Origin of the sequence: Myroides sp. A21, from assembly GCF_000807225.1 — a bacterium.
GTDB classification, from domain to species: domain Bacteria; phylum Bacteroidota; class Bacteroidia; order Flavobacteriales; family Flavobacteriaceae; genus Flavobacterium; species Flavobacterium odoratimimum.
In genome coordinates this window covers 3,125,668-3,149,824 of record NZ_CP010327.1, presented here as the reverse complement: position 1 = coordinate 3,149,824, position 24,157 = coordinate 3,125,668, and the positions used below count along the sequence as shown (strand labels likewise).

The 24,157-nt window shown below is 33.3% G+C and carries 16 protein-coding genes; 1 reads left to right on the top strand and 15 read right to left on the bottom strand.

The window, feature by feature from the left end; translation table 11 throughout:
- Nucleotides 1-55 precede the first annotated feature (55 nt).
- The 4 genes from MYRA21_RS14050 to MYRA21_RS14035 form a co-directional block, all read right to left on the bottom strand.
- On the bottom strand, nucleotides 56-5,776 hold the full coding sequence (locus MYRA21_RS14050) for a DUF3320 domain-containing protein (RefSeq protein WP_230486157.1): 5,721 nt from the start codon (nucleotides 5,774-5,776) through the stop codon (nucleotides 56-58).
- Between the two features lie 279 nt (nucleotides 5,777-6,055).
- The gene (locus MYRA21_RS14045; RefSeq protein WP_006258914.1) at nucleotides 6,056-8,242 is read right to left on the bottom strand and encodes a glutamine synthetase III; all 2,187 of its coding nucleotides are present in this window, start codon (nucleotides 8,240-8,242) and stop codon (nucleotides 6,056-6,058) included.
- Between the two features lie 199 nt (nucleotides 8,243-8,441).
- Nucleotides 8,442-9,014 (bottom strand): hypothetical protein, encoded by a 573-nt coding sequence (locus MYRA21_RS14040; protein ID WP_006258915.1) that lies wholly within the window; start codon nucleotides 9,012-9,014, stop codon nucleotides 8,442-8,444.
- Between the two features lie 73 nt (nucleotides 9,015-9,087).
- Entirely contained in the window at nucleotides 9,088-9,729 is a 642-nt protein-coding gene (locus tag MYRA21_RS14035; RefSeq protein WP_225581548.1) for an HdeD family acid-resistance protein, read from the bottom strand.
- 124 nt (nucleotides 9,730-9,853) lie between these two features.
- On the opposite strand from MYRA21_RS14035, the gene MYRA21_RS14030 reads away from it, so the two are divergent.
- Entirely contained in the window at nucleotides 9,854-10,939 is a 1,086-nt protein-coding gene (locus MYRA21_RS14030) for a lipase family protein (RefSeq protein WP_006258917.1), read from the top strand.
- A 455-nt stretch (nucleotides 10,940-11,394) separates the two neighbouring features.
- Here MYRA21_RS14030 and sucD read toward each other — a convergent pair whose 3' ends face one another.
- The 11 genes from sucD to MYRA21_RS13975 all read right to left on the bottom strand — a co-directional run bounded on the left by sucD (nucleotide 11,395) and on the right by MYRA21_RS13975 (nucleotide 24,148).
- A complete protein-coding gene (sucD, locus tag MYRA21_RS14025) occupies nucleotides 11,395-12,267 on the bottom strand; it encodes a succinate--CoA ligase subunit alpha (RefSeq protein ID WP_006258918.1) in 873 nt (290 codons plus the stop codon).
- 164 nt (nucleotides 12,268-12,431) lie between these two features.
- Nucleotides 12,432-13,367, bottom strand: a complete 936-nt coding sequence (locus MYRA21_RS14020) for a UDP-3-O-(3-hydroxymyristoyl)glucosamine N-acyltransferase (RefSeq protein WP_006258919.1) — start codon at nucleotides 13,365-13,367, stop codon at nucleotides 12,432-12,434.
- 21 nt (nucleotides 13,368-13,388) lie between these two features.
- Nucleotides 13,389-13,955, bottom strand: a complete 567-nt coding sequence (gene efp, locus MYRA21_RS14015; RefSeq protein WP_006258920.1) for an elongation factor P — start codon at nucleotides 13,953-13,955, stop codon at nucleotides 13,389-13,391.
- A gap of 22 nt (nucleotides 13,956-13,977) precedes the next feature.
- Nucleotides 13,978-14,763, bottom strand: coding sequence for an acyl-ACP--UDP-N-acetylglucosamine O-acyltransferase (gene lpxA / locus MYRA21_RS14010; RefSeq protein ID WP_006258921.1), 786 nt, complete (start codon nucleotides 14,761-14,763; stop codon nucleotides 13,978-13,980).
- 4 nt (nucleotides 14,764-14,767) lie between these two features.
- Nucleotides 14,768-16,162 (bottom strand): bifunctional UDP-3-O-[3-hydroxymyristoyl] N-acetylglucosamine deacetylase/3-hydroxyacyl-ACP dehydratase, encoded by a 1,395-nt coding sequence (locus MYRA21_RS14005; protein ID WP_006258922.1) that lies wholly within the window; start codon nucleotides 16,160-16,162, stop codon nucleotides 14,768-14,770.
- Nucleotides 16,163-16,194: 32 nt separating this feature from the next.
- Entirely contained in the window at nucleotides 16,195-17,214 is a 1,020-nt protein-coding gene (gene lpxD / locus MYRA21_RS14000; protein WP_006258923.1) for a UDP-3-O-(3-hydroxymyristoyl)glucosamine N-acyltransferase, read from the bottom strand.
- A gap of 30 nt (nucleotides 17,215-17,244) precedes the next feature.
- Nucleotides 17,245-18,483 (bottom strand): HD domain-containing protein, encoded by a 1,239-nt coding sequence (locus MYRA21_RS13995; protein ID WP_006261160.1) that lies wholly within the window; start codon nucleotides 18,481-18,483, stop codon nucleotides 17,245-17,247.
- A gap of 112 nt (nucleotides 18,484-18,595) precedes the next feature.
- Nucleotides 18,596-20,098: a histidine ammonia-lyase gene (hutH, locus tag MYRA21_RS13990; protein ID WP_039329484.1), complete on the bottom strand. Its 1,503-nt coding sequence runs from the start codon at nucleotides 20,096-20,098 to the stop codon at nucleotides 18,596-18,598.
- 27 nt (nucleotides 20,099-20,125) lie between these two features.
- On the bottom strand, nucleotides 20,126-20,893 hold the full coding sequence (yaaA, locus tag MYRA21_RS13985) for a peroxide stress protein YaaA (RefSeq protein ID WP_006258926.1): 768 nt from the start codon (nucleotides 20,891-20,893) through the stop codon (nucleotides 20,126-20,128).
- A 223-nt stretch (nucleotides 20,894-21,116) separates the two neighbouring features.
- Nucleotides 21,117-22,217 carry a DUF695 domain-containing protein gene (locus MYRA21_RS13980; protein WP_039329481.1) on the bottom strand — a complete coding sequence of 367 codons (1,101 nt, stop codon included), beginning with the start codon at nucleotides 22,215-22,217 and terminating at the stop codon, nucleotides 21,117-21,119.
- A gap of 140 nt (nucleotides 22,218-22,357) precedes the next feature.
- Nucleotides 22,358-24,148 (bottom strand): cytochrome c peroxidase, encoded by a 1,791-nt coding sequence (locus MYRA21_RS13975; RefSeq protein WP_016649467.1) that lies wholly within the window; start codon nucleotides 24,146-24,148, stop codon nucleotides 22,358-22,360.
- Between the last annotated feature and the right edge of the window lie 9 nt (nucleotides 24,149-24,157).

The following is a 24,157-nucleotide window of genomic DNA, read 5'->3' as shown; positions in this document are numbered from 1 at the left end:
GGAGAATTTATAAGAACTATCAAGGCATATCCTATAAACTCTCTCTATCATGTGATTATTCTTTTAATATTATTTTGCCAAATTGATTAATAATTTTGTCCTCTACCATCATCTTCTGAATCACATGTTGAATCACTTGATCCATCTGACTTCCTAATTTAGTAAAATCAAAAACTCTTCCGATAGCTTTAGTTAAATCTTCATGTGGCACACTAAAGTTAGTTTCTAGTAACTCTATTATCGCTACCTCTATCTCCTCAGGACAGATGTCTTCTATATTTCTCTTTTCTATAGTATTTTCTCTATAATGAGTCAACCCTCTTTTATAAAGATCTTCATTCCAATAAAACTCTTGATAAGAGAGCACACTAGTACAATTAGGAATCTCATTAATCAATTCGACTAAATATGCCTGCAACTTCGTACCAGTACGAGAAATATTCCATATAGTCATCATTTTTTTTAACAAGTAGTTCTGACTAATAGGTCCTTCCGTCTGAATAATTTGATACAATTGATTCTGTACTAGATTTCTATTGTTTTGAAGGTATATTGTCTCAGAGTTACCATCCGCTATAGCATTAAAGTTAGCAGATTCATAAGGCCTTTGTCTAGATACAGCCGCCTTATCAGTCACTTCGATTAAATGTTTGCTAATAAAATCACTTGATCCTGTCTCCATCTCCACTTCTTCAGCCTTCTGATAGGTCTCATCTATCTTAGCTTGTAAATCTTGTAGAATTAACTCCTTATTCTTAAACCAATCAATCGTCCATATGCGGTATATATTCCATCCAAGTCCTTTTAATACACCAGGAATTAATAATTCTCTATCATTGGTTGTTTTTGCGTTGTAGTAATTTAATCCATCTACTAGGATTCCCATTACATACTCATTCGGATTATTCTTATCAACGACACCTATATCTAATCGATAACTAGAAGTACCAATATTCGTTTTAACATCAAATCCATTCTCTTTAAGATAAGTAGCAATGGATTGAATCAATTTATCACTTTGTTTAACAGATTCACTCTCAGCAATATTTACATATCCTTTTTCTGCAAAGTCTAAGAAATTCTTCAATCCCTTCACTCCTTCTGCATTAGTACGTCTAAGATCTATCTGATCCCCTCTAAGCGAAGAGAATATCTTCATCTCATACCTCGCTCTAGTCACAGCTACATTAAGACGTCTCCATCCTCCATCTCTATTTAACGGTCCGAAATTCATTGATACCTTACCTTCTTCATCAGGGCCATACCCTATAGAAAACAATATAATATCACGCTCATCTCCTTGTACATTCTCTAAGTTTTTGATAAAAAGCGATTCTGAAGCTCCTAGCATTTTCTCCTCTACAGCAGGATTCTTTATCAGCATATCCGACAACATATCTTCTATCAAGGTCTGTTGAGTTTGACTAAAAGTCACTACACCTAGAGACTTAGGTTTTATTTGACTATAGTGCTGTTTTATATATTCGACGATAGCTATAGCTTCTTTTTTATTTGTACGAGACTTTCCTTTCTCATACATCCCCCCTTCTATAAATTCAAAAGTTACTTTCTTATCCAAGTCATCCTTAGACGGGAAAGTCAATAACTTATTGTCATAGAAATTAGCATTACTAAACGATATCAAACTCTCGTGCTTACTTCTATAGTGTCTTAACAAATACTTAGACGGCAATGACAGAGCCAAACAATCATCTAGAATACTTTCTAAATCTTCTAATTCTAAATTATCTTCATCTACCTTATTAGAAGCAAAGAAACTAGTCGGAGGCATCTGCTTAGGATCTCCTACGATAATAGCCTGCTTAGCTCTAGCTAAGGCACTAATAGCCTCGGCTGTAGGTAACTGAGAAGCCTCATCAAAAATAACCAAGTCGAAATGCTCTGTACTAACATCAAAGTACTGTGCTACCGAAATAGGACTCATCAGCATACACGGCTTTAAGCGAGAAAGTAAATTAGGCATCTGATCGAATAGTTTTCTCAAACTCAACCCTCGTCCTCTACTGCGAATAGCACGTTTTAGCATTCCTAATTCGGAACTCTGAATAGAGTCAAAGAATGATCTCGGAATACGACTACTTAATTTTAATACTAATTGACTCTTATTTAATTCGGTATACTCATTGTGAATATCGTGATACTGTTTGATTAGAGTCTCATATATCTTAGCATCAAAACCACTAAGTGCAAAAGAGTTACTTACTGTTTTAATAAATAAATTGATGTGCAATATTCGCTCTAGCTCTACTTCTAGATTGTCTTTTTCTATTCTACCTTGTTCTAATAAGTCAATAAACCAATCTAGTTCAAGCTTAGTTCCCTCTTCTCTATAGACATTATAGTTAATCCAATCACTTAACTTATCAAGGTTAGCTAAGATACCGTCAACTTCATCACTTAAAGGTGTTGTCGAAGAGAATGCCTGAACATCGTGGTATTTTACCATAAATGTCTTTAAGAATGTCGTAATCTCGGAGATTCCTCTTCTTACATTTTGGTTTCTATAAAAATCTAATAACCATTTATCTATTCCATAATAACCATGCTGTTGAGCCAGTTTAGAAAGTCCGCTTAGGTTCTCTATTTCTGTATAAATAGCTTCAAAGTCTAATCTATCATTAGTATAGTAGATTTTAGACAGTCTATTAATATCCCTGTAATTAGAGTCCTCACAGCTTAGTTTTAACCTCTTGAAGTCATCTAATTGATTAAACAGAAGATTAACATCATGCTCTGATTTGATCTTTGCTTTAGAATATCCATTCAAGAAAGACTTTACTTTTCTCTGCTTAAGCCATTTAGGCAAGAACCAAAGATGTTTAGATTTATTCCACTCTTGTTCTTGAAGTGATAGATCTACTTCAAGTATTTTCTTATTAAATTGTTGAGTAATTGAATCCTCTATACGTATGCATTTCTGATGTAACTCCATCCACTTGTGTAACAGAGAGAATTGATTAGCATCAAAGTATAAATCGATTAATTCATAAGACAAATTGCTCTTAGCTAATAATTCAAACATCGTCTGTAAACTATTAGCATCGATCCTTTTATCAGATAGAAGTTTAAAGTTAAACTCTGCACTGATTTGCTCATATTCACGAGCTGTATATTTATAATCAGACAGTACGGTCTTAACCGTACTCTGGATATCGTATTTATGTTCTTTTATCGTTAAAGAACGCAAAGGATGTGACAAAGGGCTCTCTATGCGCTGACATATAGAGGCAAATTGTACTATCCAATCCTTCCAACTTGTATAAGTAGACTGTGTAATCTCATTTAAATCAATATCTACAAGTAAATCGCTATTAACAGCCACATGGTTAAGCTCTAAATAGGCTATGGTATCATATAAACTCCATCCAATACTAAAACGTTGATGTAGCTGAGTTATATACTTTCTCAACTCTGCTTTGCGTTGATCTATTCTATTCGAAGCTTCCTTGAAGTCATAGTTTCCCTTATATTTTGGCACTTCTAATGTAGCTTCGAACTGCGCTAATACATCAGATTTACGTGTTTTATTAGAATGCAATTCCAAACAGAATGGTCCTAGTCCTATCTTTTCTAATCGATGGTGTACTACATCTAGTGCAGCTTTTTTAGCTGCTACAAATAAGACCTTTTTACCATTTGCTAATGCATCTGCAATGATATTAGTGATCGTCTGAGACTTACCAGTACCTGGAGGCCCGTGTAAAACAAAACTTTTATTAGCATGTGCATTTCTAACTGCTTCTAATTGAGAATTATCAGTAGAGATAGGTAATGTCAATTCTGATGATGTCAATTGTTCTAACTCATCATCATTACTATCGAGTACTTCTATTGATTCTGACAAGCTACCATTCAATAAACTATTAACAATAGAGCTCTTTTGAATCTCATCTGCATACTTAGAAATATCTTGCCATAAAATCAATTTATTAAACGAAAAAGTCCCTAAGATAATCTGATCTAATACATCCCAACCTTTTAAATCTATTATCGTCTTTCTAACTAAGGCAAGAACCTTAGGTACATCGACACCTAAATCATCCATCGGCAAATCTTCTAGGGCAGTCATATCAAGTTTAAACTCTTGACGTAAATACTCTAACAACGTGATATTAATCATCGTCTCCTCGTCTCTCCCTCTTAGTACAAACTTAGAGTTAATAGACCTCCTATTAAGCTCCACAGGCACTAATAATATAGGGGCATATCTTACTGTTTTCTCAGATTTGGGTTCATACCACTTAAGCAATCCTATCCCTAGATATAGGGTACTCTTACCATTTTCTTCTTCAGCTAGTTTAGAATTTCGATATAGATTAACTAAGATATTATCTAAGTCATACTCATTGTAGTAACTATATAGTCTATTATTCTTAAACTCTGAATTTACTACTTCGAATAGCTCTTCTGATGAATGTAATGGTGGATAATATAGATTGTACTTATTTAATATCTCTTGCTGGCTACTTCCTTGTATAGTATACGCTTTACCTTCCGCTAAAGAATCTTCTAAATCACTTACATTTACATCGATTAACTGTAGAATACTCTTAGTAAATCGAGTGTTTAAAAGATTGTTTCTAAGGGATAAATCTAATAGCTTCCTCTCCCAAATACGTTGTTTAGATAAAACAGTTCCTTCTCCTAGTTCTAAATCACTAAAAGCATTAGACTGAGCAAATCGCTTATCTATACTATCTTTTTTTCTACTAATTTCAAAATCGTGGTTCTCAATAAACTCTCCACTACTCTTTCTATATACTGGTAAAGGTAATACATTATTGATACGAGCAGTCTTAACGTCAATAGACAAGATAAAATCAGAAGCTTGTAACAGCTGAGTTTCTGCAGATGCCATTGCTTCTTTAAGTGTAAAAGTAGCCCCCTTACAGACCATGGTAGATTCTATAACGATAAGTTCGCTGATACTCGTTGCTGCACGTTTAGTAATCGCTGTCTGGTCATAATTAACCATAGAATCAAATCTATCATCTACTAACCAAACACCGACAAATATATGCCCTCGTGTCAGAATAAGAATAGGATTTAAATCTATTGCTTCTAAACATGCTGCAAAGAGCAATGTTATATCCATACAGTTACCAAACTTGGTCTCTATCACTTGATCTAATAATCGAATACGCTGGCCTGTTCGCTCATAACTTGGTGGCAAAGCACTATATACTAAATCCATACTTTGTATAGATCGATAAATAGCAGATACCATCTGTAATACGCGTTCACGACTACCTGACTGATATCCTTCGAAGGAAGGAACTAGTTTATTCTTCTCTAATATTCTAACAGCATTAGACTTAATAGGGTAAATAGCATCATGATTAGGTAAGATATACGACGCTAGTAATTGTGGAAAAAGCTCCACTCCTCCAAAGTAATCTATAGGTAACACCTCTATTTGGAAGAAAGTCTCTGCTAATACTTCGTCATCTAACTTTAAAGCTATCTGAACCGTATCAATATCTTTCTCTACTACATTACGTATAAAATGTAGATTATATTTAAAATCAAACTTCGTTATGGTATAAGCCGTATTAGACTCTAAGCGTTCAATAGGCACAACATTATCCTCAAAAAAACCTAGTTGCGATGAGATGTGAACTTTAACCCCTTCATAACTTTCTTCTAGATTATCTATTAGGATACGTTGTATAAAGTGATATTTCTGAATACAAAAAGTATAATTGAAGTAACTATACTTCTGTACTGATAATTTTATTGATGTATTTTGTTCCATAGTGTCACAATTATGTCTTCCAAAATAGAGCATTCCTACTCTACTTTTTCACAACAACTGTCAATTTCGTAATTCTTAAGAATTTTCTAAAGTAATATATTTTTACATACTAATTAACAAAATAAATAAAATATACTTTAATCACAAAAAATACAATAAACACCATCCTCAAATAGCGGTAATACTATACATAATACCATAAAACTCTTTATATATACCAACAAAAAGACGACTTAGCTAAGAAGCATAAGTCGTCTTTTTTTCAATTTATCACTATTTTTAGTTCGTAAATAACAATTCTCTGTACTTCGTTAATGTCCAAAGCTCATTATCTACCATTAATTCTAATTTATCACTGTGGTAACGGATAATATCAAAATAAGGTTTTACAACATCACAGTATGCATGAGCTTGTTGTTCAACATCCTCTATTAGATTCGCTTTTTTACGCTCATTTGTCATCTCAGTAACCTTAGCATTAATTTGCTCTATATGATGAGATATCTTTTTAATCATTTGTAATTGCTCTGCTGCAATCGTTCCGAAATCTTCAGCACCGAATATCTCTTTAAGACCTTTCACATTATCAATTACTAAGTTTTGATACTTGATAGCCGTTGGTATTACATGATTTCTTGCGATATCTCCTAACACACGTCCTTCTATCTGAATACGTTTTACATATTCTTCTAGCTCGATCTCATATCTAGCATGCATCTCTATACTAGTCATCACTCCCATCTCTTCAAAGATTGAAATCACTTTAGGGTCTTTCTTAATTCTTAAAGCAGAAGGAGTTGTCTTATTATTACTCAATCCTCTTTTTACTGCTTCTTTTTCCCATTCATCACCGTATCCATCACCTTCAAAAAGAATTCTCTCGCTATCTTTAATATATTCTCTTAATACATTGAAGATTGCCTCATCTCTTTTTAATCCGTCTTTTTCTACTAGTGCATCCACTTCATTTTTAAAGTCTCTAAGCTGTTTAGCTACTATTGTATTTAATACAGTCATCGGTCCAGCACAGTTAGCTGTAGATCCTACTGCTCTAAATTCCCATTTATTACCTGTAAAAGCGAATGGAGAAGTTCTATTTCTATCTGTATTATCTAATAATACATCTGGAATTTTTCCAACTACATTTAATTTAAGATCTGTTTTTTCTTCTGGTGACAACTTTCCATCTGTTACCTCTTTCAATTCATTAAGAACCTTAGTCAATTGTTGTCCAATAAATACAGACATAATTGCCGGTGGTGCTTCATTCGCTCCAAGACGGTGATCATTACTTGCAGAAGCAATAGCTGATCTTAAAAGCTCTTCATTATCATTTACAGCTTTAATCGTATTGATAAAGAAAGTTAAGAACTGTAAATTACTCTTAGGTGTTTTACTAGGACTCAACAAGTTCACACCAGTATCAGTAGCCAATGACCAGTTATTGTGTTTACCAGAACCATTAACTCCTTTAAATGGTTTCTCATGGAATAATACTTTAAAGTGATGCTTCTCAGCTACCTTTTTCATTACATCCATTAATAAAGAGTTGTGATCCACTGCTAAATTAGCTTCCTCAAATATAGGTGCTAATTCAAACTGATTAGGAGCTACTTCATTATGTCTAGTCTTAACAGGAATACCTAATAAGATACAGTGATTCTCTAAATCATGCATATAATTCAGTACTCTAGTTGGAATAGAACCGAAATAGTGGTCATCTAATTGTTGTCCTTTAGCAGCTGTATGCCCTAATAATGTTCTTCCTGTAGTAAGAATATCAGGTCTAGAAGCAGCTAAAGCACTATCTACTAAAAAGTACTCTTGCTCCCACCCTAAAGTAGTCGTTACTTTCTTTACATTTTTATCAAAGAATTTAGCTACTTCAGTTGCAGCATCATCTATTGCATTAAGCGCTTTTAATAAAGGAGTTTTATTATCTAAAGCCTCACCAGTATAAGAGATAAATACAGTAGGAATACATAATGTAGAACCAAAGATAAAGGCAGGAGATGTAGGATCCCAAGCTGTGTACCCTCTTGCTTCAAATGTATTTCTAATTCCTCCGTTAGGGAAACTAGATGCATCTGACTCTTGTTGTACTAATTGACTACCATTAAATTTTTCAACAGGATCACCATCAAAAGACGTCTCAAAGAAAGCATCATGCTTCTCTGCTGTCGTTCCTGTCAGTGGTTGAAACCAGTGCGTATAGTGACTTACTCCTTTCGATAGCGCCCATTCTTTCATTCCCAATGCAATGTACTCAGCTAATCGACGATCTATTTTAATTCCTAGTTGTGCATTCTTAACAGCCTGATAAGCTTCTGGAGTTAAAAATTGTCGCATTGACTTGTCATTAAATACGTGATCACCAAAGATCAATGATTTTCTACCCAGTTCTTCTACCTTTACAGCTTCTCTAGATGCTGCTTTTTCAATTGCTCGAAAACGAAATGTTGACATAATTAATAGTTTTTGAAGGGACACCCCCTGTTTTATGAGTACAAATTTAAATAAAAGTCATTAAAAACAACACACACCCCCTATATTTTTGTAATATTTTTTAAAAAAGTATATTCAAGAGCACTCCCCCCTTATATTTTTACCTATAGAAACAAAAAAAGGTAGAAACTTAGCGCCTCTACCTTTTAAATATTATTATCTAGTACTTCTTAACTACTTTTACATCTTCTAAGTTATACTTGCGTACAACTTCTTCGTATGATAAACTAGTCTTCTCACTTTCTTTACTATTATCAGACTTAGTACCTATTACAGGTGTACTTCCAGGAATGTATACTATTCTAAAAATCATATTCTTTATAAAGCCTTCATGTTTATCTCCATCTCCATTAAAAAAACCTAGAGGAGCATTAGCTCTTGCAACGATTTCTGTATCATATGGAGAATAATTATAACTATATTCAAGTTCTTTTTCTACTTTATCTACATCTACAAAGTATCTGGTAGGTAAAGGTGAAAAAAGAGGCTTACCATCATTACTAAATTTATCAGCTATAAACACGAACACCAAGTCACCATCTACAAATCCGTTTGGATGTTTAATAAGTTGTCCTTGAATAGTACTAGTCAAGTCTTTTGTAAAACTTAATTTAATTTCTTCTACATAAGGATACATAGTTGGTCCTGGAGGCCCTTGTGGTCCAGTAGACCCTTCACACCCAACTAATAGTGATGTAGCTACAAAGGCAAATAGCATTGCAATTTTTTTCATAATCTCTTTTATTTATTACTTGCAAAATATGCATTTTTTACAACACCCAATAAACTTTATCAAATAATTATACTTATTTATCGTGTAATCTCTTTCGAACTTCTTCTTGAATCCTTTCATATTGCTCTAACAGCTCTTGATCAACCTTTCCTGAATATTTTTTTATCCTTCTCAAGAAGAAACCAAACAATAAACTGTAAACTCCTAATAATATGAATGAGAATGCTGTCCAATATACAATGGTAAATGCACCAAACTCAAGATTCCATAACATACAGAATGAAAATACTAACCCAAGTAAAGCAAAAACAAATAAGCTAGTCCATGATTTTACACCGTAGTTTTTAAGGTCAAAAGCTGTTCCCATTCCTCTAATAGATCTAAACATTAATCCAAAACCAACATAAATAGGAAGAACTACTGCCGATAACGTAGGCGTTCCAATTAAAATAACACCTAATACCACATCTATAATTCCTGAAAAAAGCAACCATCCCCAACCATCAAGTTGATCATGATTAGAAAAAGCAAAGATAATCTCTGAAATACCAGCAATTAAAAACATACAACTAAAGATAATAGTTAGTGAAGCATATGCTGTAATAGGAGTACTAAACATATATATTCCTCCTATTATAAAAAGTATACCAATGATTACAGGTATATACCAGTTCTTAATTCGATCTTTTACAGTTTTTACAAATGAATTAGCCATATCTCTTTTTTTAAAGTTTACATCTAATTTATACATTTTTAACGGCATTCAAAAATTTAAAAGTGTAACTTTGATTTGAATCGTGTAAATATTTAACTAAATAACACTAGTAAAGTCCTTTTCTATGATAAAAAGAATTTATCTCCTTTTACTTTGTTCTACTTCTATCAGTTTTGCACAAAACTTAAAGCCTATAGCTGATAAACAAGAAATATACAATAGCTTACAACTAGCTACTGATATACACAAAGCTTTCCCCACAGATTCACTTTATAATCTTACTGGTTATAAGAATACGTATAGATCACCAGAAATGGGGTTAACCAATATGTGGGCATTATACCACAATGATAAAACAAATACTGTAGAAATAGTTATTAGAGGATCTGTAAACAAGGGAGCTAGTTGGTTAGCTAATTACTATGCAGCTATGATTCCTTCATCAGGAGAAATACAATTAGATAATACTAAAAAAGTTAGTTACAAACTATCTCAAGATGAACGAGCAACTGTTCATGCAGGATGGACTATAGCATCTCTATATTTAATGGAAGATATTAAACCTAAGTTGGATAGTCTAGTCCAGAAAAATCATAAAGATTTTATTATCTCTGGACATAGTCAAGGTGCTGCTATAGCTTATCTAATAACAGCTAATCTAATGAATCAACAACTAGAAGGAAAATTACCTAAAGATTTACAGTTTAAGACTTATGCAATTGCTCCTCCTAAACCTGGAAATCTTTACTTTAGTTATCAATATGAGAAACTAGCTAAAAGTTGGAGTTACTCTGTTATTAATACCCAAGACTGGGTTCCTGAACTTCCACCAACAACACAGACTTTTAGAGACTTTAACGAAATTAGCCCTTTAGCAGATCACGAGGTAAAAAAAGCATTAAAAAAAGTAACTTGGCCTAAGAGAATGGTTGCTACTAGTATTTTTAATGGTATAAAAAAGCCTACCGAAAAAAGTGTCAAGAAATATAACAAATATCTAGGTTCCTTTGTCTTTAACCTAATTCAAAAACAATTACCAGAATTAGTAGAGCCTAAATATGTTCTAAATAGTAACTATGCGAGATGTAGTAACCCAATTATATTAGATGGACTCAAGGATACAGAATATCAAATCAAGTTTCATAAACCTGAAAATATAATGTCACACCACTTACCTCCTGCTTACTTATACTTATTAGATAAAGAATAAAAAAAGAGACTCTTAATAAAGAGTCTCTTTTTGAAATAAAACAATTTTTCAATTGCTATAGTTATAGTTTGGTTAGGGTTCTAAATCAATACTTACTAGTAAAAAGACATAACTATTACTTATTTTGTAAGTGCATTACAATATACATAAGATTTTTATTAGCACAAATACTCCTATCATTAAAATGGATTATTTTTTTATTCTGTTAATTTCCATTATTAAACACAAGCTAATAAATTATTCATTAAGAACATACTTAATTTTTAACCTTCAATTAAGTATAAATTATGATATCAAACCTAAATATACTAAACAGAAGATCTCTTATAAAAGCGATATTTAAAAAAAGCTGATGAGTAATCAAGAATATTGAAAATACAACAAAAATATTTTTAAACAAAAAGGCCTATACATGATGTATAGGCCTTCCTTATTTGTTTTATTTTAGAATAGAATTATCCTAAAACTTCTTTTACTTTTTTACCGATCTCAGCAGGAGAATCAACAACATGGATTCCACATTCGCTCATGATACGTTTCTTAGCAGCAGCTGTATCATCAGCTCCACCTACGATAGCACCAGCGTGTCCCATTGTTCTTCCTTTAGGAGCAGTCTCTCCAGCGATGAATCCGATAACAGGTTTTTTATTACCATTTTCTTTAATCCAACGAGCAGCATCAGCTTCTAATTGACCACCAATCTCACCAATCATAATGATTGCTTCAGTTTCTGGATCAGCCATTAATAATTGTACAGCTTCTTTAGTAGTTGTTCCAATGATTGGGTCTCCACCAATTCCGATAGCTGTTGTAATACCTAAACCTTGTTTTACAACTTGATCAGCAGCCTCATAAGTTAAAGTTCCTGATTTAGAAACGATTCCAACTGTTCCTTTTTTGAAAACGAAACCTGGCATAATACCAACTTTAGCTTCACCTGGAGTGATTACTCCTGGACAGTTAGGTCCAACTAATCTACAATCTCTACCTTTGATGTAGTCGTAAGCTTTGATCATTTCAGCTACTGGAATACCTTCTGTAATACAAATAATAACTTTGATACCTGCATCAGCAGCTTCCATTATAGCGTCAGCAGCAAATGCTGGTGGTACGAAAATAATAGATGTATCAGCACCTGCTTTTTCTACAGCTTCTGAAACTGTGTTGAATACTGGACGATCTAAGTGAGTAGTTCCCCCTTTTCCTGGAGTTACACCACCTACTACGTTTGTTCCGTACTCAATCATTTGTGAAGCGTGGAATGTACCTTCACTTCCAGTAAACCCCTGAACGATTATTTTTGAATCTTTATTTACTAAAACACTCATGATCTTGTTTTTATTTATTTAAACTTACTTACACAAAAATAAACAATTCTAATTACTATTAAAACTTTTTACCCCCTTATAAGTAAGATTAATTGATTAATTAATAACATTCTTTGTTTTCAATCTCAAGAAACCTGATTTATGTCAGACACGAATGTCAAATACTATAAATGCTTAGTTTTCTCTACTAATTCTGGTATTCTCTTAATACTAGCTAATTGCTTTAATTTATCTCTTGATTCCTCTGCAGGATACCCAAAATAAACTTTACCTCCAACTAACGATTTAGATACTCCAGATTGAGCTAAAACAACAGCTTTAGTTCCAATAGTAATACCACTTGTAGTACCTACTTGTCCCCATAGCGTTACTTCATCTTCTATGACCACACAACCAGCTATACCACATTGAGCCGCAATTAAAGAACGTACACCTACCACAGTATCATGTCCGATATGAACTTGATTATCTATTTTAGCTCCCTCTTTAATAGTAGTATCTCCTGTCACACCTCTATCTATAGTACATGCAGCACCGATACCTACGTTATCTTCGATAACTACTCTACCACAAGATACTAATGGATCAAATCCTTCTGGTCTCTTTTTATAGTAGAACGCATCAGCACCTAGTATAGCTCCAGCATGAATAACTACATTATCCCCTATAATAGTTCCATCATATAAAACTACATTAGGGTGAATAACACAATTTTTACCAATCACTACATTATGACCAATGAATACATTAGGTTGAATGATTGTTCCTTCCCCGATAATAGCATCTTTAGCTTGTACCTCAGTTGCTGGTTTAAACGGGTTAAAGAACTTAGATAATTTATTAAAATCTCTAAACGGATCATCAGATATTAATAAAGCCTTACCCTCTGGGCACTCTACATCTTTATTAATTAAAATGATTGTCGCATTAGAGTTTAACGCTTTATCATAATATTTAGGATGATCCACAAAAACGATTTCACCTTCTTGTACAACGTGAATTTCGTTCATTCCATAAACTGGAAAATTAGCATCACCTACAAACTTACATCCAATAATCTCTGCTATAGTCTGTAAATCTTGAACTTTTGCAAAACGCATCTCTCTTCTTCTAAAAAGTGATTACTCCTTGATACGCTCCATATAAGCGCTGTTTGATGTATCAATCTTGATTTTATCACCTTCGTTGATGAATAAAGGTACATTGACAATAGCACCTGTTTCAACAGTAGCAGGTTTTGTAGCATTTGTAGCTGTATTTCCTTTTACTCCTGGCTCAGTATAAGTTACTTCTAGAATTACAGAAGCAGGCATATCTACTGCTAACGGTAATTCAGTCTCTGAATTAATTTGAACCATTACAGTTTCTCCTTCTTTTAATAAGCCTGGAGCATCTAATACGTCTTTTAAAAGCGTAATTTGCTCATAAGTCTCAACATTCATAAAGTGGAACTGATCTCCCTCTGGGTATAAATATTGGAATTTATGTGTTTCTACTCTTACAGTATCGATTTTGTGACCAGCAGAAAAAGTATTCTCTAATACTCTTCCATTAGTAACGCTTCTCATTTTAGTTCTAACAAATGCAGGCCCTTTTCCAGGTTTAACGTGTAAAAACTCAACAATTTTATAAATATCATTGTTGTATTGGATACATAAACCATTTCTAATATCAGCTGTTGTTGCCATTCTTTTATTTTATTTAGTATTACTAATATATTCCTGAATATCCTCTCATAATTCCTCTTGATGAATTACGGATAAACATTAAAACTTCATCTCTTTCTGGAGTTGCTTCCATATCTGCCTCTATAATTTCAAGTGCTTGACTTGTATTATAGTTCTTTTGATATAAAATACGATAGATCTCTTGAATCTCTCTGATTTTTTCTGGAGAATATCCTCTTCTTCTCAATCCTACTGAGTTAATACCAGCATAAGAAATAGGTTCACGTGCTGCCTTAATATAAGGAGGAACGTCTTTACGTACTAATGTACCTCCAGTCACAAATGAATGTGATCCGATAGTACAGAATTGATGTACAGCAACTAATCCTGCTAATACAACATAATCTCCTATAGTAACGTGTCCAGCTAAAGTACTAGAGTTAGAAAAAATACAGTTATTACCAACGATACAATCGTGTGCAATATGACTATACGCCTGAATTAAACAGTTATCACCGATAACAGTTTTATATCTATCTTTTGTTCCTCTATTGATTGTTACACATTCTCTAATAGTTGTATTATCCCCTATCTCTACTGTTGTAACTTCTCCTTCGAATTTTAAATCTTGTGGTTCTGCTGAAATAACTGCTCCAGGAAAAATCTTACAATTCTTTCCGATGCGAGCTCCTTCCATGATAGTAACATTTGATCCTATCCATGTTCCTTCCCCTATTTCAACATTATTATGAATGGTTGTAAAAGGTTCTATGACAACATTTCTAGCTATTTTAGCTCCAGGATGTACATATGCTAAAGGCTGATTCATATTCTTAGTTATTTGTTATTTTTGAAATCTGAGCCATTAATTCAGCCTCAGCTACTAATTTTCCATTGGCATACGCATATCCCTGCATATGACATATCCCTCTTCTTATTGGTGTAATAAGCTCTAATTTAAAAACTAAAGTATCACCAGGGTGTACTTTGTTTTTAAACTTCACATTATCCATTTTCATAAAATAAGTAAGATAGTTTTCTGGATCTGGTACAGTACTCAAGATAAGAATTCCTCCTGATTGAGCCATTGCTTCACAGATAAGAACTCCTGGCATAACTGGTGCACCAGGGAAGTGTCCAACGAAGAATGGTTCATTCATCGTTACATTCTTAAGTCCTACTACGTGCTTATCAGACATCTCTAAAATCTTATCTACTAATAAGAATGGAGGTCTGTGAGGTAATAAAGCCATAATTTTATTTACATCCATTAATGGTTCTGCATGTAAATCATAAGATGGAACTTGGTTACGCTTTTCATTGCGAATAATCTTAGACATTTTCTTAGCAAAATTAGTATTCACTGAATGTCCTGGTTTATTTGCAATAACTTTACCTCTTATTCTTGTTCCTATTAAAGCTAAATCTCCGATCACATCAAGTAATTTGTGACGTGCAGCTTCATTAGGATAATGTAATGTTAAGTTATCTAAAACTCCATTTGGCTTAACAGCAATCTCTTCTTTGCCAAATGCTTTTTTAAGGTGTTCCATTGTTTCTGGAGATATATCCTTATCTACATAAACAATAGCGTTATTTAAATCTCCTCCTTTAATCAATCCATTCGCAAGTAATGCTTCTAGCTCGTGTAAGAAACTAAAAGTACGTGCTTCAGATATCTCTTCTTTAAAGTCAGACATTGATTTCAATGTAGCGTTCTGCGTACCTAATACTTTAGTACCAAAATCAACCATTGCAGTCACTTGGTAACTATCAGAAGGCATAACGATTATTTCACTTCCCGTTTGTTCATCTACAAAAGAAATAACTTCTTTCACGATGTACTCCTCACGTTCAGCGTCTTGTTCTACGATACCTGCTTTTTCAACTGCTTCAACAAAGTATTTAGAAGACCCATCCATAATAGGAGGCTCAGATGCGTTTAACTCAATGATAACATTATCTAAATCACATCCTACAAAAGCTGCTAATACATGCTCTGTTGTTTGTATTTTTACTCCCTTTTTTTCAAGGTTTGTACCACGTTGTGTATTTACAACATAATTAGCATCCGCTTCTATAATTGGATGTCCCTCTAAATCCATACGTACAAAAGTAAAACCATTATTGATTGGAGCAGGTTTTAAAGTCATTGTCACCAATTGACCTGTATGTAAACCTACACCACTAAGTGTTACTTCGCTTTGGATGGTTTTTTGTTTAACCATAATTAAATCTCTTTAAATATTTTGAAAGGCTCTTATTTTATATTCTTTTTAATTGACTCTATGTCACTAACAATCTTAGAAAAGTTTTTAAAGTAACTATATGACTTTAAAAAATCACTATGAGGTAATGCTGGACTACCTTGTACTGCCGCACCATTCTCTAAATTCTTAGTTACTCCTGACTGAGCCTGAATACGAACATTATCACCTATTGTCAAATGTCCTACTATACCTACTTGCCCTCCTATCATACAGTTTTTTCCAATCTTTGTAGATCCCGCCACTCCTGTTTGAGAAGCGATTACTGTATTCTCTCCTATCTCCACATTGTGAGCTATCTGAATTTGATTATCTAACTTTACTCCTTTGCGAATAATTGTAGATCCTAAGGTAGCTCTATCTATAGTAGACGCTGCACCTATTTCTACATTATCCTCAATGATAACATTACCTATCTGAGGAACTTTATTAAATGTCCCATCAGGATTAGGTGCAAAACCAAATCCATCAGATCCAATAATTACTCCTGCATGAAAAGTACAATTAGCTCCTATTACAGATTCTGAGTAAATACGAACTCCTGCAAATAAAACTGTATTATCCCCAATACGTACATTGTCTCCTACGAATGTATTAGGGTATATTTTTACGTTATTTCCTATTTTAACATTTTTACCAATATAGGCAAAACTACCTAAATATAAGTCATCGCCGTACTCTACCCCTTCTGATATAACTGAAGGTTGTTCGATTCCTGACTTCATTAATTTCACTTGATTGTAATACTCTAATAATTTAGAGAATGCTTTATACGCATCATCTACTTTAATTAAAGTTGCTGTTATTGGATGCTCTGGTTCGAAAGTTTTATTTACGATAACCACAGAGGCATTTGTTGTATATATATGGTGTACGTATTTAGGATTCGCTAAAAAAGAAATCGAACCTGCTGTTCCTTCCTCTATCTTAGCCAATGTACTTACTTCTATCATAGGATTCCCTACAATTTCTCCTTCTAATACTGACGCTATTTGTTCTGCTGCTATTTTCATCGAGGCAAAAATATAAAATATAATTGAAATTTAACTTTCAAAAACGTTTTTTGGATAACAAACAAAATACTTTGCCACCACTTTCGTCAATGATTTAAGGTTTAATTCATCTGATACTGATAACACATCTTTTGTTGTCCCATCTTTTTTAAGTATCATAATAGGCTCTTTATCTTTACTATACGCTTGATTCTCCATTTTACCTTTAAATACAAAGTATTTTGAAGCCTCATTAGAAATAGAATATTTCTTAGATACTTTATCAAGCATATTATTTAACTTTAACTTTGTTTCCTCTTTATCTGAGACAAATTCAATGCGTAATAGCTCGCGATTAATAATCATTTTACTCAATTCTGACAAAATAAAGTCATTGTGGAATTGCCATGATTTAAGAGCTCCTAGAATATCTGAGTCGTCTAGTAGAGCGAACTTCTCTAACCCTACTTGATCGAAATCTCCTTCTTCTATCTGATTCTTTAGAAAGAATTGTAAAGACTCACTACACCATAACTCTACTCCTTTATGAGTTAATTCTTTTGCTCGTTTTAATACACGCACTAAAATTAATTCTGCACATACACTTGTCTTGTGTAGATATGCTTGCCAATACATTAATCTACGTGCGATCAAAAACATCTCTACAGAGTAAATCCCCTTCTTTTCCACGACTAACTCATCATTCACTACATTCAACATCTGAATTAATCGCTCTGAGTTAATATTACCTTCTGCTACTCCACTATAGAAACTATCTCTCTTTAGATAATCCATACGATCCATGTCTAACTGACCTGAGATCAATTGTAACATAAACTTACGGTGATATTCACCTTTAAATATCTTGATTGCTAAGTCTAACTTCCCTTCAAACTCTTTATTTAAACGATTCATAAACAAGATTGAAATCTCTTCGTGATGAACTCCCTCTACAATACTTTCTTCCATCGCATGAGAGAAAGGTCCATGCCCTATATCATGAAGTAAAATAGCTACATACAAAGCATTTTCTTCTTCTTCAGAAATCTCTACATTCTTAAAACGCAAAACTTGTACCGCTTTTTGCATTAAATGCATACAGCCTAAAGCATGATGAAAACGAGTGTGATGAGCACCAGGGTATACTAGATAAGATACTCCCATTTGAGAGATTCTTCTCAATCGTTGAAAATAAGGGTGTTCAATTAAGTCATATACCAAAGAGTTTGGTATAGAAATGAATCCATAAATAGGATCATTTAGGATTTTAAGTTTATTAATGTTGGCCAATGAGAATCATTTTTATAAACGTATACAAATATAGCATATATATTAAAAAAACCGCACCCCTTTTAGAAAGAAAGATGCGGTTAATCCTAATATTTCTATAATTTTATAAGTCTTAAGCTTCTAAATCTATTTGAAATGAATTTAAGAATGCTATTGACTTTTCTATATCATAATGTAAAATGCGATCAACATCTACAAAAGAAACCTCTTCTCTATAAATTTTCAAGAAAGATTCAATGAACTCACTTGATTTCGCAGGTCTTCTGAACTCTAATGCTTGTGCTGCATTCATCAATTCTATAGCTAGAATGCGCTCTAAATTATCTACTATGCGTAGCGTCTTCGTAGCCCCATTAGCCCCCATACTTACGTGATCCTCTTGTCCATTACTTGACACGATACTATCCACACTCGCAGGAGTTGCTAATTGTTTGTTCTGACTTACAATACTCGCAGCTGTATATTGAGGAATCATAAACCCTGAGTTTAAACCTGGATTAGAAACCAAGAACGCTGGTAAGCCTCTTAGCCCTGAAATCAATTGATAAGTTCTACGCTCAGAAATACTTCCCAATTCAGCTAAAGCAATTCCTAAGAAATCTAACGCTAATGCCAATGGCTGTCCATGGAAATTACCTCCAGAAACAATAATATCGTCTTTATAAAACACATTTGGGTTATCTGTCACAGAGTTAATCTCTGTTTTAAACACGCGATTCACATAATCGATAGCGTCTTTTGATGCTCCATGTACCTGTGGAATACATCTGAATGAGTATGGATCTTGAACGTGCTCTTTAGGACGACTAATCAATTCAGACCCTTCTAAAATTTCATTAAAAAACTGTGCTGTCTCTATCTGCCCTTTATGAGGTCTTACATAGTGAATTAACTCATTAAACGGCTCTATTCTACCATCAAATCCTTCTAAAGAAATAGCCCCTATAACATCAGCTAAATAAGATAATTTCTTTGATTTCAAAAGAATATAGCACCCATAAGCACTCATAAACTGAGTTCCATTCAACAAGGCTAATCCTTCTTTTGATTTTAATTTTATAGGCTGCCAATTGTGATTAGCTAGCACTTTATTGGCCGGTTGTCTAAATCCATCACAGAACACTTCTCCTTCACCGATTAATGGCAATGTCAAGTGCGCTAGTGGAGATAAATCCCCTGAAGCCCCTAAAGACCCTTGGTTATAAACTACAGGAAGAATATCATTATTAAAGAAATCAATTAATCTCTCTACTGTTTCTAACTGAACCCCTGAGTTACCGTAACTAAGAGACTTCACTTTTAACAACAACATAATCTTAACGATCTCTTCAGGAACAATCTCTCCTGTTCCACAAGCGTGAGACATCATTAAGTTTTCTTGCAATTGAGATAAGTTATCATTGTCTATTTTGACGTTACACAATGAACCAAACCCTGTATTAATCCCATAAATAGGATCTGCTTGTTTAGCCATTTTATCGTCTAAATACATACGACAATTCACAATATTCGCTCTTGCCTCTTCAGAAAGCTGTATTTTTTGACCTTGAGTTAAAATCTCATTTAACTTCTCGATTGTAAATACATCTGAAGTAATATAATGTACTAATTCCATATTTGTATATTGGTGGTATATAAAATTTTATCTTGTAAACACTAAATTATTACCCTTAGAATCAGCTTCACTCCATGCATACCCATCTACATTAAACTTTTTTAAACCCTCTATATCATTGACATTATTATCTATGATATAACGCACCATCATTCCTCTTGCTTTTTTAGCATAGAAACTGATTGTCTTCAGTTTTCCCTCTCTCAATTCTTTAAAATCTGGAGTAACAAGAGTTCCTTTAATCGCTTTTTTATCAATAGCACTAAAATATTCATTACTAGCTAAGTTAATTAGTAACTCACCTTGTTTCATTTCTTTATTTAAAGCTTCTGCTAAAATTGGTTTCCAAAACTCATATAAGTTTGCATTTGCTCCTACAGCCATTTTAGTTCCCATTTCTAAGCGATACGGTTCTATTTCATCTAAAGGTTTTAACAAGCCATAAAGACCTGATAATATTCTTAATTTATCTTGTAATATCTCTATTTTCTCTGCTGTTAGACTATAAGGGTCTAAACCAGCGTATACATCTCCATTAAAAGCAAAAACTGCTTGTCTAAAATCTTTTTCCCTTCCAGCTTTCTTCACAAAAGCTCTCTCTTGATTTCTCTTCCAATTTAGTTCTGCTAGATTGTTAGATATCTTCATTAGAGCCTCTAAGTCCATAGGAGTTTTAGATTGTAAAACTTCATTGATTACTTTTGATTCTTTGATGAATGAAGCTTTTGTAGCTTTTTCTACAGGTACCGCTGTTGTATAATCTAAACTCTTAGCAGGTGATATTAAAATTTTCATGATTTCTTTTTTTTAGCATCCCAAATATAGGATAACTATTTAGATTTTCATATTTGCTACCCTTGTGTTTTTAGGTTTTATCCTTGTTTTAACACTTTTTCTGACAGCTTTACCAACTACATAAATCTCAATATCCGTACTAACTATTCTCATTACTAAATAGATAATAACTAAAATGTTTTAAATAAAAATTAAAACTATCACCTAAATCATATTGTATTCACTAGCCATTATTAATCGCTCTAGTATACACTTCTACCCCCATCCAATACTTATCTCTATAAATCGTATAGTCAATATCAAATCGATCTGTAAATAAACCTATTGTCTTAAATACTTCCCTAGAAGCGCTTTTATAATCTTTTGTCGCAAAGAATAAAGTGCGTTCTCCAGAACCTGTCTCTCTGGCCACGCTATGCAAGATTCCTGATTCGAGAATTAGATCTTCTATCTCATCCATAGTCGTGACATCTTGTTTATTAGGTAACCCATCCTCACGTCCATTATAAGCCATAGAAACCTTCACTACCCATGGGTAAGACATCTTCTGGTCCCAGTTTAAAAAACTAGTATTCACTACCACTATTAAGGGCTCATGATCAGTATTACTCTCTAAGATAGAATAAGTATCCTCCTCACTATTGCGAATCACGCTATCATACTTCTCCACAAACTCCGTTTCCCTATAACTTAAATAATCGCTTAACTTAGACACTGGAATCAACTCTCCCTCAACACCTTCCTCTCCTTTTACCTCTAAGTAATCTATCATAGTCATTGTCTTAATCTCACCTAGGTAATTGTCTAAAAACATATAAAGAGCATTCCCTATTTCTTCTTCATTCTCAGGAGTACATTCTTTAATTATAAAACGTAAATGGATATAATCAGGGTACTCATCATCATGAATAGGTACAAATGAAACTGTCTCTTCATCTAGTAAAAAACCATTCATATTTAACCCTATCCCTTTTACACTCGGTTTACAACTGATAAAACGCCATCTTTCATGCTCTGGAGCTGCTTCAATAAAATCATCTACAAAAGGCAATGACTTTAGTCTACCATCAGGAGAAATAATTAGTTCTCCTATCCCATCTTTTCCCATCCCTGTTAGCATATTAAAGTCTGGATTAATATCCTTTAACTTAGGACTGACAATGTCAATAAAATCCTCCACTACACGTTCATGATTTTCTATTGTCTTATAGAATTTTGACTCATTAGCAATAAACCAATCCCAAAATTGTTGATATTGTGTCTCTAATTCAACAGTATTTGCCTCCTTAACGCCTTTCCCAAATAATTTATCAAAAAACCCCATAACATTTCTTTTAAACTTGAGTGCTAAAAGTACTCTTTTTTCAATAAATCACAAGAAACTCTTCTACTCTACTTCTATAACTAAAAAAGCTCACAATGTATTGTTCTACACCATGAGCTTTAAAACGAATTTAACTTTTATTATTGGTCACTTAATGCCTTCATAAATAATACTATATCAGAAATTTCACTCTCTGTTAACTGTAAAGGGTCTTCTGGTAAGGTTTGGCTTTCTACTTCTAGTCCCATACCTAATCCTCCTCCTTTATTGTAAAAATCCATTACTTCTTCTAAAGTCTCATACACACCATTATGCATATAAGGACCGCTTTCTCCTATATTCCTAACAGTAGGTGTCTTAAACGAATGTTTTAATTGTGGTAGATCTGTATTAAATACATATCTCCCTAAATCACCATCTAAGACCTTACCTTGTTTATCTGCTGGTACTCCTAATACTTCTTGTTCCGAATTCACAAAAAACGGAGGAACTGTCCCATTAAACACCGGCATAAAATGACAAGTTGCACATTGTGCTTTACCTACAAATAAATTGAACCCTTTCTTTTCACGAGAAGTTAAAGCTTGTTTATTACCTCTCATATACTGATCAAAACGAGAGTTAAAAACAGAAAGAGAACGAATATAAGAAGCTAACACATTTTCTAATTGCCATACTTCTATTTCCTTTTCCGTTTGGTATACTGTTTTAAACTGTTTTTTGTATTTTTCTTCTTCGTTAAGATGAGCTACTATTTGTTTTAAATCTCCATGCATCTCATCTTTATTTGTGATTACATCAGAAGACTGACTCTCTAAAGTAACACTTCGCATATCCCAAAACTGCCCGTGATAATATGCTGAGTAATTCAGAGAAGGCGTATTGCGCAGAAGTGGTTGACCTTTTAGGTCTAATGCTGTTTTAAAAGGCTCACTAAACGCCTTATCTGGATGATGACAATCAGCACAACTTCTAAAACTATCTTTAGAAAGCTTTTTATCAAAAAACAATTCTTTACCTAGAGCAACCTTTGCTGGCGTTAAATAGTAAGTAGAATCTGGTAAAAAAGCATTTAAATTAATCAAATCCTTATCAAAAAGTGAGTTCACACTACCTTTTACCACTTGATTACCATCCTTAAAAGGAATCTCTAAGTCCCTTTGTATCCCTACAATTCCTTTTGCTATAGGATCTAAATACGAAGTAATAAAATCTAGATAATCAAAACTGTCCTTGTTAGGATTTTTTTGACAGATAGTTATAGCTTTATCTAATAATAATTTCACTTCTGGATAAGAAGCTGTATTCTGCCAATTCTTCGATAACTCCAATACTTGTTTAACTCCTGATAGACTAGCGGCAGCTTCCACAAATAACAATTTACTTGCTGGAGTATCAAAACCTGTAATCCCTAAAGCTGTAATCTGAAACAACTCCATCTTTAATGCCTCTAAAACTACATCTTCCGAAATGGTAATTACTTCAAAATTCTTGCGTATACTCAGTACAAAGTTTTTTAACCTCTTTGTATCAATAAGTAGTTCGCCATAATTTTCTAGATCATAGACAGGATATAGATATTCTTCTACAACCTGATACCCTTCTGCAGGTACATATTTATTCTCATCTAAATCTAGTTGATCTAGTGCAGGTCCATTAATTGATTTACTTGTATGAGGTAAAAAATAGGCAACTGCCCACTCTATTTTTTTATAAGCCTTTCTACTCTCTACGAACGCATTTCTAACAACAGTACTATCTTTACCTTGTTCTACTGCATCTACTAAATTATTTATTGTCGTTTCTAAACTATCTACTTGAGTCAATAAATAGTTATTATAAGTAATATTTTCATATATTTTGGTTTTGTTAGAACAACTAAATAAACAACAAACCAAAACAATCAAAAAAGTGTATTTAATTGTTTTCATAAAATCTAA

Excerpts from the sequence above, each read along its gene's own strand:
- MYRA21_RS14050 (WP_230486157.1), bottom strand. The coding sequence starts at position 5,776 with ATGGAACAAAATACATCAATAAAATTATCAGTACAGAAGTATAGTTAC.
- MYRA21_RS14045 (WP_006258914.1), bottom strand. The coding sequence starts at position 8,242 with ATGTCAACATTTCGTTTTCGAGCAATTGAAAAAGCAGCATCTAGAGAA.
- MYRA21_RS14040 (WP_006258915.1), bottom strand. The coding sequence starts at position 9,014 with ATGAAAAAAATTGCAATGCTATTTGCCTTTGTAGCTACATCACTATTA.
- MYRA21_RS14035 (WP_225581548.1), bottom strand. The coding sequence starts at position 9,729 with ATGGCTAATTCATTTGTAAAAACTGTAAAAGATCGAATTAAGAACTGG.
- MYRA21_RS14030 (WP_006258917.1), top strand. The coding sequence starts at position 9,854 with ATGATAAAAAGAATTTATCTCCTTTTACTTTGTTCTACTTCTATCAGT.
- sucD (WP_006258918.1), bottom strand. The coding sequence starts at position 12,267 with ATGAGTGTTTTAGTAAATAAAGATTCAAAAATAATCGTTCAGGGGTTT.
- MYRA21_RS14020 (WP_006258919.1), bottom strand. The coding sequence starts at position 13,367 with ATGCGTTTTGCAAAAGTTCAAGATTTACAGACTATAGCAGAGATTATT.
- efp (WP_006258920.1), bottom strand. The coding sequence starts at position 13,955 with ATGGCAACAACAGCTGATATTAGAAATGGTTTATGTATCCAATACAAC.
- lpxA (WP_006258921.1), bottom strand. The coding sequence starts at position 14,763 with ATGAATCAGCCTTTAGCATATGTACATCCTGGAGCTAAAATAGCTAGA.
- MYRA21_RS14005 (WP_006258922.1), bottom strand. The coding sequence starts at position 16,162 with ATGGTTAAACAAAAAACCATCCAAAGCGAAGTAACACTTAGTGGTGTA.
- lpxD (WP_006258923.1), bottom strand. The coding sequence starts at position 17,214 with ATGAAAATAGCAGCAGAACAAATAGCGTCAGTATTAGAAGGAGAAATT.
- hutH (WP_039329484.1), bottom strand. The coding sequence starts at position 20,098 with ATGGAATTAGTACATTATATTACTTCAGATGTATTTACAATCGAGAAG.
- yaaA (WP_006258926.1), bottom strand. The coding sequence starts at position 20,893 with ATGAAAATTTTAATATCACCTGCTAAGAGTTTAGATTATACAACAGCG.
- MYRA21_RS13980 (WP_039329481.1), bottom strand. The coding sequence starts at position 22,217 with ATGGGGTTTTTTGATAAATTATTTGGGAAAGGCGTTAAGGAGGCAAAT.
- MYRA21_RS13975 (WP_016649467.1), bottom strand. The coding sequence starts at position 24,148 with ATGAAAACAATTAAATACACTTTTTTGATTGTTTTGGTTTGTTGTTTA.